This is a genomic window from Vibrio sp. 2134-1 (assembly GCF_033339495.1).
The window spans coordinates 11,001-24,065 of record NZ_JAWOUS010000009.1 but is presented as its reverse complement, the minus strand read 5'-3'; the positions used below and the strand labels follow the sequence as shown (position 1 = coordinate 24,065).

At 45.0% G+C, this 13,065-nt stretch carries 9 protein-coding genes; 1 reads left to right on the top strand and 8 read right to left on the bottom strand.

All coding sequences use genetic code 11. From position 1 onward, the window contains the following. Nucleotides 1-68 precede the first annotated feature (68 nt). Nucleotides 69-1,481, top strand: coding sequence for a phosphoglucomutase/phosphomannomutase family protein (locus tag R7R78_RS11930; RefSeq protein ID WP_225473651.1), 1,413 nt, complete (start codon nt 69-71; stop codon nt 1,479-1,481). A gap of 157 nt (nt 1,482-1,638) precedes the next feature. On the opposite strand, the gene R7R78_RS11925 is transcribed toward R7R78_RS11930, so the two are convergent. The 8 genes from R7R78_RS11925 to R7R78_RS11890 form a co-directional block, all read right to left on the bottom strand. Then, the gene (locus R7R78_RS11925; RefSeq protein ID WP_005380055.1) at nt 1,639-2,670 is read right to left on the bottom strand and encodes an ABC transporter ATP-binding protein; all 1,032 of its coding nucleotides are present in this window, start codon (nt 2,668-2,670) and stop codon (nt 1,639-1,641) included. Continuing rightward, complete coding sequence (locus R7R78_RS11920) at nt 2,670-4,295, bottom strand: ABC transporter permease (RefSeq protein ID WP_005386564.1); 1,626 nt, start codon at nt 4,293-4,295, stop codon at nt 2,670-2,672. Before R7R78_RS11920 ends, R7R78_RS11925 begins: the two co-directional genes overlap by 1 nt. A gap of 99 nt (nt 4,296-4,394) precedes the next feature. After that, nucleotides 4,395-5,408 carry a Fe(3+) ABC transporter substrate-binding protein gene (locus tag R7R78_RS11915; RefSeq protein WP_005386566.1) on the bottom strand — a complete coding sequence of 338 codons (1,014 nt, stop codon included), beginning with the start codon at nt 5,406-5,408 and terminating at the stop codon, nt 4,395-4,397. A 152-nt stretch (nt 5,409-5,560) separates the two neighbouring features. Further along, nucleotides 5,561-6,790 carry an ammonium transporter gene (locus tag R7R78_RS11910; protein WP_005386568.1) on the bottom strand — a complete coding sequence of 410 codons (1,230 nt, stop codon included), beginning with the start codon at nt 6,788-6,790 and terminating at the stop codon, nt 5,561-5,563. A 27-nt stretch (nt 6,791-6,817) separates the two neighbouring features. Next, the gene (locus tag R7R78_RS11905; RefSeq protein WP_005386570.1) at nt 6,818-7,156 is read right to left on the bottom strand and encodes a P-II family nitrogen regulator; all 339 of its coding nucleotides are present in this window, start codon (nt 7,154-7,156) and stop codon (nt 6,818-6,820) included. 188 nt (nt 7,157-7,344) lie between these two features. Further along, complete coding sequence (locus R7R78_RS11900) at nt 7,345-7,713, bottom strand: YacL family protein (RefSeq protein ID WP_017635908.1); 369 nt, start codon at nt 7,711-7,713, stop codon at nt 7,345-7,347. 99 nt (nt 7,714-7,812) lie between these two features. Beyond that, a complete protein-coding gene (gene acnB / locus R7R78_RS11895) occupies nt 7,813-10,410 on the bottom strand; it encodes a bifunctional aconitate hydratase 2/2-methylisocitrate dehydratase (protein ID WP_005380009.1) in 2,598 nt (865 codons plus the stop codon). A 268-nt stretch (nt 10,411-10,678) separates the two neighbouring features. Next, on the bottom strand, nt 10,679-13,009 hold the full coding sequence (locus R7R78_RS11890; RefSeq protein ID WP_064376528.1) for a patatin-like phospholipase family protein: 2,331 nt from the start codon (nt 13,007-13,009) through the stop codon (nt 10,679-10,681). Between the last annotated feature and the right edge of the window lie 56 nt (nt 13,010-13,065).

Genomic DNA, 13,065 nt, shown 5'->3' with positions numbered 1-13,065 from the left:
CAAGTGCATCGGTTCGCTAGCAAAGATTTAAGACGCGGTGGGATGCCGCTCTTATCGAGGATCGAATCATGATCAAATTTGGTACAGGCGGTTGGCGTGCATTTATTGGTGAGGAGTTCACCAAAGATAACGTACGCTTGGTTGCCCAAGCAGTTGCAAACATCACGAATAACGAATCGGTTGCTGATCGCGGTTTTGTGATTGGCTATGACCGTCGTTTTCTTTCCGATAAAGCAGGTCGTTGGTTCGCTGAAGTTCTAGCAGCAAACGGCATTATGGTTAGCTTTATCGACAAATTTGTCCCAACACCTATCGTAATGTTTAAAGCGAAAGAAATGGGCTGCGCATACTCGGCATGTATTACCGCATCACACAACCCTGCCGATTACAACGGCATTAAAGTCTTCATTGAAGGTGGTCGTGACGCAGATGAAATCATCACCCAAAAAATCGAATCACAAATAGACGCGCTCACTGCGCAAGATGTAAAAAGCGTCGACTTTGAACAAGCGGTTGAAGATAAGCTGATTGAAATCATCAATCCGATGAACGAATTCGTTGACTCAATCATCGACTTTATCGACATCGGAGCGATCAAGAAGGCGAATTTACGTGTTTTGATCGACCCAATGTTTGGTGTCGCGAAAAACGCACTGCAAACCGTATTAATCAACGGCCGCTGTGACGTTGATGTGATTAACGATGGCAAAAACCCAGACTTCGGTGGGTTAATGCCTTCGCCAAGCGCTGCAACACTCTACCGTTTGATGCACCTAGTGAAAGAGCAAGGTTACGATATTGGCATCGGTACTGATGGCGATGCGGACCGTCTTGGTATTATCGACGAAAAAGGTAACTTCATTCATCCAAATGAAGTGCTACTGCTGCTTTACTACTACCTACTTGAATACAAAGGCTGGAAAGGCTCCGTGGTACGTAACATCGCAACCACCCACCTTCTCGATAAAGTCGCCGAAGATCATGGCGAGAAATGCTTTGAGGTTCCTGTAGGCTTTAAGCACATCAGCTCCCAAATGGAAGCGGATGACTCACTGATTGGCGGGGAAAGCTCTGGTGGCCTAACCATTCGCGGCCACATCAAAGGTAAAGACGGCGTATTCGCATCAAGCCTATTGGTAGAAATGATTTCAGTAACCGGCAAGAAGCTGTCTGAGTTGCTGGATGAAATCTACGGCAAGTACGGCTATGCCTACATGGCAGAATGCGATTGCAAGTTCAAACCAGCGCAAAAAGACGTACTGTTCAACAAGATTTATGTTGAAAAGCAGTTGCCTGAGTTTGAGTTTGAAATCGAAAAAGTCAGCTATGAAGATGGTGCGAAAGTCTACTTCAAGAACGGCGGTTGGATCATCGCTCGCTTCTCTGGCACTGAGCCACTGCTACGAATTTTTGCAGAGATGCAAGATAAGGACACTGCGGAACGTGTTCTTCAACAGTTTAAAGACTTCTTGTCTTTATAACTGAACCTTGTGCCCGCTTCGAGCACTATGATGAGAGTCAACGCTGTCTGAAAAGGCGCTCATCAACAGGAGAAGAGCACTTGCCCGGCTCCACAGCCGGGCTTTTTTATTGTATGTTGGGAAGTCGTAAACGAGATAGAAAAGATACTCAGGAGCGTTAAGCAAATGCCAGGACGCCTTGCGTTTCAATTTTCACCGCGACGGACTCACCTATATTTAATGCTTGCGAAGCTGTAGCTAACAAACGGTCACCATTCGCGTTAATCACATAACGGCAGTGATCACCCATAAAATGCTGTTCCAATACGGTTACCGAACTATCTTCATCGGATTGAATTTGCACATGCTGCGGTCTTAGCAGTAAAGAGCACTCCGCCTGTACTGGAATATCTTGTTGAGCCGTGGCTTCAACCACGCCCAAGTGGGTTTCATATTCTGAATTCGAAACCCGTTTAGCAGCAAGGTAACTGCCACCACCTAAGAAATCAGCGACAAATTTACTTGAAGGCTGGTAGTAAAGCTCAGATGCTGTGCCATATTGCTCGATGACTCCATTGTTCATCACTGCCATTTTATCGGCGAAAGCAAAAGCCTCTTCACGGCTATGCGTAACAAAAATGGCAGTCACACCTTGGGCCTTAAAAATCTTACGGATCTCACTTATCAACTCATGGCGAACTTGCGTATCAATATTAGAAAACGGTTCATCAAGTAACAATAAGTCTGGGCTGTAAGCTAATGAGCGAGCAATCGCAACACGCTGCTGCTGTCCACCAGACAATTGATGAGGATAACGATCGCCATAACCTTGAAGATGCACGAGTTCTAACATCTCTTGAACTTTGGCATTTTTCTCTTTTGTCGAGCACTGCTTTAAGCCAAAGGCAATGTTTTGCTCCACCGTCAAGTGAGGAAAAAGTGCGTAATCTTGGAAAATCATCCCGATATTACGCTGTTCTGGCGGCAACCAGTTTTCCCCATCATCAATTGTGACGCAATTTAGACTCATTTCGCCTGACGTTAACGGCAATAATCCCGCAACGGCCTTTAATAGTGTTGTTTTCCCACAGCCACTAGCTCCTAGCAAACAGACAATCTGCCCTTGTTCTACCTCAAGAGACAATGATTCGAGTACGGTTTGATCGTCATATTGGCACGTTAGGTTTTTAATTGATAATGCACAGCTCATCAGTGATTTTGCTCCAGTGAACGGTTAACAACAACAAGCGGGATCAACCCAACAAGAACCAACAGAACCGCTGGCAAAGCGGCCAATTCTAAATGCTCATCCGAGGCGAAGTTATAAACGTATGTGGCTAGTGTTTCAAAGTTAAACGGACGAAGTAACAAAGCCGCATTGAGCTCTTTCATTGACTCGATAAACACTAATAAAGCCGCAATCAGTGCACCGCGCTTAACCAGCGGAAAGTGCACGCGCCACAGCATGGCATTGGGCTTACAACCCATAGTGCGCGATGCCATATCTAACGACGGAGAAATTTTATTTAAATTACTTTCGATACTACCAATCGCTACCGCGGAAAAGCGCACAACCATGGCAAATACTAGTGCGAACATGGAACCAGAAAAGATAAGTCCCGGCCTTCCCCACTCCATGGCTTTAGCAACGTCGTTGACACGATGATCCATAAACAGCACAGCGACCATCACACCGATGGCTAGTACCGTTCCTGGTACTGCATAGCCCATAGAAGAAAGACGCATAAATGCCAAGCTTTCTCGTTTACCATTGACTCGATGGGTAAAGTTAACGATCAGTGCGACAGCAACACCAATAATCGCAGCAATAACAGACACAACTAAGCTATTCCATGCGTATTCACGAAACTCTGAGGTCCAACTCTGTGCAAAATAAGTGATCGCATAATCAATCAGCTGTAGTAGCGGCAAAATAAACGCGACCGAAACCAAGCCCCAGCACCAAACTAGTGCGGTCCACTTTTTCCAGCCCGTCAACTCGTAACGAAAATCTTCGTGACTGTTAAATTGGCTTTGAAAAAGCTTTTGTTTACGGCGGCTGTATCGTTCTGCACTAAGAAGCAGTACTACAATGACGAGCATCATGGCAGAAATCTTGGCTGCCGCATTAAGATTAGAGTACCCCAACCAAGTATCGTAGACCGCTGTGGTTAACGTATTCACCGCGAAGTAACTTACCGTACCAAAGTCGCCAATGGTCTCCATTGCGACCAATGATAAACCCACTGCGATAGAGGGTCTTACTAACGGCATCGAGATGCGCCAAAAGCTTTCCCATGGAGAGCACTTGAGCAAACGCGCGCTTTGCAATAAAGAGACATTTTGCTCCATAAACGCAGCCCGGCACAATAAATACACGTAAGGATACAACACCAAAGCCAACACAAAGGTCGCACCAGGCAACGTACGAATGTCAGGGAACCAATACTCGCCAGGTCCCCATCCGGTTACATCACGCAAAAAGATCTGAATCGGGCCTGCAAAATCAAACCAATCAGTAAAAATATAACCAATGATATAACCTGGCATTGCAAGAGGTAGTACCAATGCCCACTGCAACCATTTTTCGGTCGGCAGTTTACACATGGCCATTATCCAAGCGCTTGGAATACCAAGAATTAAGGACAGCACCATTACGCCAACAGTTAGCGCAACCGTGTTAAAAATATAAGTCGGCATGACCGTTGCCATTAAATGAGCAAACAAATCATCCGTTTCACCAATCGCGGTGTAGAAGATCGCTAAGATCGGCAAAACCAGTAGCAGAGTTATTACCCCACTACTGGTTTTCCATAAAGAGTGTTTATCTTTCATCGCCTAATTACTGCAAGGCTGTATGAAATACAAATGCTGTTGCAAATACATCTCATATCCTTTAATCAAATGGGGGTACTGTTATACCCCCACAAGGAATTAAAGGTCAAATTTCACTTCGTCTAATAGCTTAATTGCCGCTTCGTGGTTGGCTGCAATATCGTCTAGAGAAAGCTTGTCTGCTTTAAAGTCACCCCAAGATTCCACAAGCTCAGAACGCTTCACGCCTTCTTTAACTGGGTACTCATAGTTAACTTCTGCGTACATTTGCTGCGCTTTGTCACCCGTTAGGAATTCCATTAGCTTCACAGCATTGTCTTTGTTTGGAGAGTACTTCGCCATCGCCATACCAGAGATATTCACGTGAGTGCCTGTAGTCTCTTGGTTAGGGAAGTTGATGTAAACTGCATCAGCCCAAGCCTTTTGCTCTTTGTCGTTAACCATTTTACCTAGGTAGTAGCTGTTACCCAGAGAAACATCACATAGGCCTTCTTTGATCGCTTTAACTTGTGCACGGTCGTTGCCTTGTGGTTTGCGAGCAAGGTTTGCTTTCACGCCTTCCAACCACTCTTTGGTTTCTGCTTCGCCATTGTGAGCAATCATTGCTGAAACTAGAGAAACGTTGTACGGGTGCTTACCGCTACGAGTACAAATTTTACCTTTGAACTCTGGCTTAGCTAAGTCTGCGTAGTTGAAATCTGCGCCTAGTTTACCTACGCGATCACGTGATGAATAAACGCTACGAGAACGTAGAGTTAGAGCAAACCACTCATTCTCTTTATCTTGGTATTGAGCAGGTACGTTTTCTTCAATGATTTTGCTATCGACTTTCTGAACTAAACCTTTGTTTGTCAGTTCAGCTAGACGGCTGATGTCTGTCGTAAGAATAACGTCAGCAGGGCTGTACTCACCTTCTTGAGCTAGCTTTTCTGCTAAGCCTTTTTTAGCAAATTTTACGTTTACTTTGATGCCAGTTTCTTTAGTGAACTCATTGAACATAGGTTCAACTAGGAAAGGTTGACGGTAAGAGTAGACGTTCACTTCTTCAGCAGCCATTGCTGTTGGAGCTAGAGTAGCGCAAGTTAGTGCTGAAAGAGTTAGCAGTTTTTTCATTGTTTAATCCTTTACCATGCTAATGATAACGTTTATCAGTTGCGTTATTATATGTATGTTCAATAAGAAGACAATGACGAATATTAAAAAACCTGCTCATCGGAGCAGGTTTTATTGTGTTAAGTGTGTAACCATTTATTACAAGCTAATGATTATTTCACCGTAACAAACTCTGGGTAAGCACCAACACCACAATCATGCATGTCCATACCTTCCATTTCTTCATCTTCTGTAACGCGAATCCCAACGGTTGCTTTCAAGATTGCCCACACAACTAGGCTGGCACCAAATACCCAAGCAAAGATAACTACGGCACCTAAAAGCTGTGCACCAAACGTTGCATCACCGTTGCTCAGTGGCACTACCATTAGGCCGAAGAAACCACACACACCGTGAACTGAGATAGCACCTACTGGATCGTCAATTTTAAGTTTATCTAGAGCAATGATACTGAATACTACTAGTGCACCCGACACCGCACCAATCGCAACCGCGTACAGTGGTGATGGCGATAGAGGGTCTGCAGTGATGGCAACCAAGCCAGCTAGCGCGCCATTGAGAATCATCGTTAAATCGGCTTTACCCCAAGTAGTTTTACAAACGAATAGCGCCGCAATTGCACCGGCAGCCGCTGCTGCGTTAGTGTTTAGAAAGATCTGACCTACCGCTGTAGCATTCTCAAAATCTGAAACCATCAACTGAGAGCCACCGTTAAATCCAAACCAGCCAAACCAAAGGATAAAAGTACCCAACGTTGCCAAAGGCATGTTAGAACCTGGAATCGGATAGATTTCACCATTTTTACCGTACTTACCCTTACGCGCGCCAAGCAGTAACACACCAGCAAGAGCAGCAGAAGCACCTGCCATATGTACGATACCAGAACCCGCAAAGTCACTAAATCCAGCTTCTGCTAGGAAGCCTCCACCCCATGTCCAGTAACCTTCCATTGGATAGATAAACGCAGTTAAAATCGCAGAGAAAATCAAGAAAGACCAAAGCTTCATGCGCTCAGCTACCGCACCAGAAACGACGGACATGGCAGTTGCAACGAAGACAACTTGGAAGAAGAAGTCAGACTCTAAAGAGTGGTCGGCCCCTTCACCTTGAGTACCAATTAGCGTACCAAATGAAGGTAACCAGCCTCCTTCTCCATTATCGACATACATGATGTTATAACCGACAATCAGAAACATCGTACATGCGATGGCGTACAAACAGATGTTCTTCGTAAGAATTTCTGTTGTGTTTTTAGAGCGCACAAGGCCAGCCTCTAGCATCGCAAAACCTGCTGCCATCCACATTACCAACGCACCGGAAATGAGGAAGAAAAAGGTGTCAAGTGCGTAACGTAACTCGGTTACTGTTGTTGTTAATTCCATAATAAGTATCTCCAATCCTTTGAATTCTTAAAGTGCTTCTGCGTCCATTTCGCCAGTTCGGATACGCACCGCTTGGTTCAGATCGTAAACAAAAATTTTACCGTCGCCGATTTTTCCGGTTTGCGCAGCTTTTGTAATTGCTTCAACAACGCGATCTACATTGTCTGCGTGAGTCGCGATTTCAATTTTCACCTTTGGTAGAAAATCGACTTGATACTCTGCACCGCGATACAATTCCGTGTGACCTTTTTGACGACCGAACCCTTTAACTTCTGATACTGTCATCCCTTCGATACCGACATCAGCCAATGCTTCTCGTACATCGTCTAATTTAAACGGCTTAATAATGGCATTGATTATTTTCATTGAGTTATCTCCGAAGCTTTCATCCTGAAACACTTCTTATAATCCAATCTACGTGCCAAGTTTTTAAGTTATTGAATAATAAAAACTAACCTCAATTTACATATCTATAAACAAAAAGGGCGCACCATATCGGTGCGCCCTTTTCACAAATTTAAAGCAACGGCAGAGAAGTTACCCAAAACTGTGCATTAAATGTTCAAAAAGTCTTTCCACTGTTCGATAAGTGCCATGAAATCCTCTATCCCACAACTTGCTGTACTTTCTGCATTGTAGAAGTCGAACTCACTTTCCATCTCGACATCATATTCATGGGCTAATGCGTTTTCTTGTACAAGAACTTCGTCGCCCTGAATCATCAAGCTAATTTCCGTGCCTGTTAGGTTATGCTCCTGAGAAGGCGCTGAAAATGACCGCTCAATTAGCTTTTCAACCTGTGCAATCTTCATCGGATCTTTGCCAATTTCTTCTTGCAACCAGCGCCCTACAATCTCATGTCCCATGCTACATTTTACGTAGTACTCGCCCATCAACGTGTTACGAATGAATTCAAATTCCACCGAGATTGCCTATTTCGTATCAATTTGGTGCGAGTATAGCGAATTGCTCCCATAAAAAAAGCACCTCATATGAGGTGCTTTCGAATTGTGCATTTCTGATTATGCCGGTTCTTGGAAGATCACTTCGTCCGCTTTCTTGGTGTATTGATCCATTTTATGGAAGTTCAAGTAGCGGTACGTATCCGTTGCCGTAGCGTCGATTTGCTTCGCGTATTCTAGGTATTCTTCTTTGGTTGGAATCTTACCTAGAATTGCACCTACTGCAGCTAGCTCAGCTGACGACAGGTAAACATTCGCACCAGTACCCAGACGGTTCGGGAAGTTACGCGTTGAAGTCGACATTACTGTTGATTTATCTGCAACACGCGCTTGGTTACCCATACAAAGTGAACACCCTGGCGTTTCAATACGAACCCCTGCACGTCCGAAGATACCGTAGTAGCCTTCTTCAATCAGTTGGTCTTTATCCATCTTTGTTGGTGGCGCTACCCAAAGGCGCGTTGCTAACTGGCCATTGAACTTATCAAGCAATTTACCTGCTGCGCGGAAGTGACCGATGTTCGTCATACAAGAGCCGATGAACACTTCATCAATCGCTGTGCCTTGTACTTCAGACAACAAACGAGCGTCATCTGGGTCATTCGGTGCACATAGTACTGGCTCATTGATTTCAGCCATATCGATTTCAATCACATGTGCGTATTCAGCGTCTTTATCTGCTTGCATCAGCTCAGGGTTTGCTAGCCACTCTTGCATTGCAGTAATGCGGCGCTCGATAGTACGGCGATCACCGTAGCCTTCAGAGATCATCCACTTCAGCATCACGATGTTAGAGTTTAAGTACTCTTCGATCGACTCTTGAGACAATTTCACAGTACAACCTGCCGCAGAACGCTCTGCAGATGCATCAGAAAGCTCAAATGCTTGCTCAACCGTTAGCGTTTCTAAGCCTTCAATCTCAAGGATACGGCCAGAAAATTCGTTGATCTTGCCCGCTTTTTCTACCGTTAGTAGCCCTTGCTGAATCGCGTAGTAAGGGATGGCATGAACAAGATCACGCAGTGTAATACCCGGTTGCATTTCACCTTTAAAACGAACCAAGATTGACTCTGGCATGTCTAGCGGCATAACGCCTGTCGCAGCTGCAAAGGCAACCAAGCCCGAGCCAGCTGGGAATGAAATACCCAGAGGGAAACGAGTATGTGAGTCACCACCCGTACCAACAGTATCCGGCAGTAGCATACGGTTCAGCCATGAGTGGATAATACCGTCACCAGGACGAAGAGATACACCACCGCGGTTCATAATAAAGTCCGGAAGTGTATGGTGAGTGTTAACGTCTACTGGTTTTGGATAAGCCGATGTGTGACAGAAAGACTGCATGACAAGATCAGCAGAGAAGCCGAGACACGCCAAGTCTTTAAGTTCATCACGAGTCATAGGGCCAGTAGTATCTTGCGAACCTACTGTCGTCATTTTCGGCTCACAGTAGGTACCAGGGCGAATGCCTTCTACGCCACACGCTTTACCAACCATTTTCTGTGCAAGCGTGTAACCCTTGCCAGAATCTGCGATTTCACCAGGTTTACGGAATACGTCCGAAGGCTCAAGACCTAGAGACTGGCGCGCTTTGTCTGTCAAACCACGACCGATGATCAATGGGATACGACCACCAGCACGAACTTCATCAATCAGTACTTCTGTTTTTAGCGAGAACTCAGCTAGAACCTCACCAGTTTCGTGGTTGCAAACTTTACCTTCATATGGGTAAACATCGATAACATCGCCCATGTTGAGCTTAGTTACGTCAACTTCAATTGGTAGTGCGCCAGCATCTTCCATTGTGTTAAAGAAGATAGGGGCAATTTTGCCACCAAGCACATACCCACCAGCTCGTTTGTTTGGAACGTAAGGGATATCATCACCCATAAACCAAAGCACTGAGTTGGTTGCCGATTTACGTGAAGAGCCAGTACCAACAACATCACCAACGTAAACCAATTGATGACCTTTGTCTTTTAACTCTTCAATTTGCTTGATCGGGCCAATAGTACCCGGTTGATCAGGGTTTATTCCTTCACGCTCGTTTTTAAGCATCGCCAGTGCGTGTACTGGAATATCAGGGCGAGACCAAGCGTCAGGTGCAGGTGAAAGGTCATCCGTGTTCGTTTCACCTGTTACTTTAAATACGGTTAGAGTGACTTTTTCTTCAAGCTTAGGCTTAGAAAGGAACCACTCAGCATCAGCCCATGATTGAAGTACTTTCTGTGCATGCGCATTGCCTGCTTTCGCTTTCTCTTCTACGTCATAGAAAGCATCAAACATCAGCAGCGTATGAGACAGCGCTTTTACTGCGATCTCTGCCAGTGCTTCATCATCCAATAGCTCAACTAGCGGTTCGATGTTGTAACCACCTTGCATAGTGCCTAGCAGTTCAGCCGCTTTTTCACGACTCACTAATGGTGATTTAACTTCACCTTTTGCTACTGCTGTTAGGAAACCCGCTTTTACATAAGCAGCTTCATCAACACCTGGAGGGATACGGTTTTCAAGTAGGTCAAGAATGACTTCTTCTTCACCTTGCGGGGGATTTTTCAGAAGTTCTACAAGTCCAGCAACTTGTTCTGCGTCTAGCGGTTTAGGAACAACTCCTTCAGCAGCACGCTCTTCGACGTGTTTACGGTAGGCTTCAAGCACGACTTTTTCCTCTCATTGCGGTTCCTCCTCTATTATTACTATTGTTAAAGTAAAGGAGTGAACATCCTTGGAAACTTGGCTCTCCATTGCCCTTGTTTTCATTCAATTATGATTGAGAAACAGCGCCGTAGAGGCCAAACTGTGGGCAAAATAATAGCAAATTTAACCTTAAATTAAAATCTTATCATTTTGACCAACATAGCAACTTACGACTAAAGTTCTGCTAATTTTGACCAAATATGCCAAGTTTTTGCTTTCTCATACCCGATTAATTAAACGATGTTCCTACGATCAAATACACAGCATCCAAATCTTGCTCGGTACGACCGTATGCCAACATTATTGGTCCTATTGGTGAGTCAACACCAAAGAAGATGGAGCCAGCATTGTAAAGCGGCGCTTCGTTTAGTTTCAGATCATTATCAGACCAAACACCGCCATATTCGACCGATGCGCCCAGGTAGACTGGAGCTTCAAACAATCCGAAATCATTATCAAACCACTTATATCGGTACACCAAACTGCTGAAAAATAAGTTCTGTCCGATCAGGCTATTTCTTGGGATTCCAGATAGACTTAAAAAGCCGCCCAACTCTCTGGGATCAAGCGGTAAAGATGAGTTTTTACTCTCTACAAAACTATATTCAGCATGTCCGACTAAAGTATGACGCTGATGACTCACTGCACCTTTAAATCGTGCAGAGATTTCATAAACGGTATCTTCAATAATTTTGTCAGTTTCTAAAAGGCTAACGCCCTGAGGACTTTGATCATGAGACACTAAATATTCGAGATCGACTAAAAGCCCACGAGTCGGAAATGCGAAATCATCGAGTGTATCTAGGCGATAATTGGCAAACAGGCCACGACGTTCAAAATCCAATTTACCAGCAGAAGCCAAAGTAGAAAGCTCAATATCTCCGGTTGAGTAGCGAGCGCCAAATCGAAGTTCTTGCCACAATGTGGGTTGGATACCTATCGCTACCTCTGTTGTAAAATCATCGTAAGTGACCGGAAAAAAGTCATTTACTGACTCTAAATCTGGTGCTTGAGGCTCTGTTAAAGGTAAGTTTCGGCTCTCACTGCCATAGGAAATACGCCCCGATACAAAAAGTTCTTGGCTAGATAAAACAGGGGAATACAACTCAGCTTCAATCAGCTTATCCGTGCCCATTTCTACGTTGAACGCCAACTCCGCGCCATGAGAGTTCAAGTTGGTAAAGTTGGTTGATATCCCTATGCCGTACTGGCTATCTGTATCGAAGTCATCTTCAAGAAAAAATCGGAAGTTGAGATAATTAGGCCCCCACGACTTCTCGTTAACATCAAAAACCAACAATGTCTCACCATCAACCTCTTCAAAGTGATAAGTGATGAGCTCGAACCGATCTAACGCGTAGAGGTTTTCAACGGCTTTCTCAATTTCGGCCGTTGAAATACGACGTCCGGTTTCTAATTCAATACGATTCGTCAACAACACATCGCTGTAGTGCGTGTTATTTACAATCACAATGTCATCAACCACACGCTGATCGCCATAAATCAGAGTTTTACGAACTTCTTGTTTGCGGTCGATGTATTTTTGATAGTCCGCGTTGGACAAGCGTAACTCTTTCAGCTTGTCTTTTAATTGCTTGGTAATATCGTACCCAGCTTGAAAAGCCCAAGGCATTTTGTCGAACTCGACGGTTTCCATGGTGCCCACATTGGGACGAATATAGATATCTTGAGGTTCAAGCTCGTCCACTTGCTGTTGTGTACTACGACGAACGAGATAGTTAGAGAGTTGGTCCGCGACAGTAAACAGCCCCGTAAATTCATCTTCGGTTTTGTAGTCGGTGCTAATATCGACGGCAATAACGACATCAGCCCCCATGGCGCGAGCCACATCGACAGGCATGTTATTGACGACGCCGCCATCAACAAGCATATGGCCATTGAGCTTATAGGGAGGAAGCGCTCCTGGTACAGACATGCTAGCCATCATGGCGTCCACAAGGTAACCATTGCCCAGTACGACTTCTTCTAGGGCAAGAATATCAGTCGCAACAGAACGATAAGGAATGGCAAGATCATCAAAAGAATCGAATCGCCCTAAGTTCCCTGTAGTCTCACGCAATACTCGCAACATGTTCTGGCCTTGCACCACACCCGTTGGTGCTCGTACCTCACCGAACCTTAAGCCGAGATCGGTATTAATTTGATAGCGGTCTTCATACTCTTTGTCACGAACTCGACGTTGGCTACGGTCAACACGATCTCGATAACCGCTGCCCCAATCGACGGTGTAGATAAAACTCTCGATTTCATCAGCACTCATACCCGTGGCATAAAGCCCACCCACATAGGCGCCCATACTGGTACCGGTCACAATATCGACAGGGATCTGCATTTCTTCCAATGCTTTTAAAACCCCAATGTGTGCCGCCCCTTTCGCTCCTCCACCAGCGAGCACAACCGCCACCTTTGGTCGAGGTTCCAAGTCATCCGTTTTTGTTAGAGAGTTTGCGAGGGAAACAGAAGGAGTGATCATCAAAAAGGTACTAACCCAAAGCGCAAAGTTGCGAACCGATGGGCTTGATAACAGCTTTTTGAACATTCACTTCTTCCTTTATTGAATATCTGATCAAGTAGGGCGTGCTAGCAGTACTGTAC

Coding starts and splice junctions, on each gene's coding strand:
- R7R78_RS11915 (WP_005386566.1), bottom strand. CDS start 5,408: ATGAAAAAACTGCTAACTCTTTCAGCACTAACTTGCGCTACTCTAGCT.
- R7R78_RS11890 (WP_064376528.1), bottom strand. CDS start 13,009: ATGTTCAAAAAGCTGTTATCAAGCCCATCGGTTCGCAACTTTGCGCTT.
- R7R78_RS11930 (WP_225473651.1), top strand. CDS start 69: ATGATCAAATTTGGTACAGGCGGTTGGCGTGCATTTATTGGTGAGGAG.
- R7R78_RS11925 (WP_005380055.1), bottom strand. CDS start 2,670: ATGAGCTGTGCATTATCAATTAAAAACCTAACGTGCCAATATGACGAT.
- R7R78_RS11905 (WP_005386570.1), bottom strand. CDS start 7,156: ATGAAAATAATCAATGCCATTATTAAGCCGTTTAAATTAGACGATGTA.
- R7R78_RS11910 (WP_005386568.1), bottom strand. CDS start 6,790: ATGGAATTAACAACAACAGTAACCGAGTTACGTTACGCACTTGACACC.
- R7R78_RS11920 (WP_005386564.1), bottom strand. CDS start 4,295: ATGAAAGATAAACACTCTTTATGGAAAACCAGTAGTGGGGTAATAACT.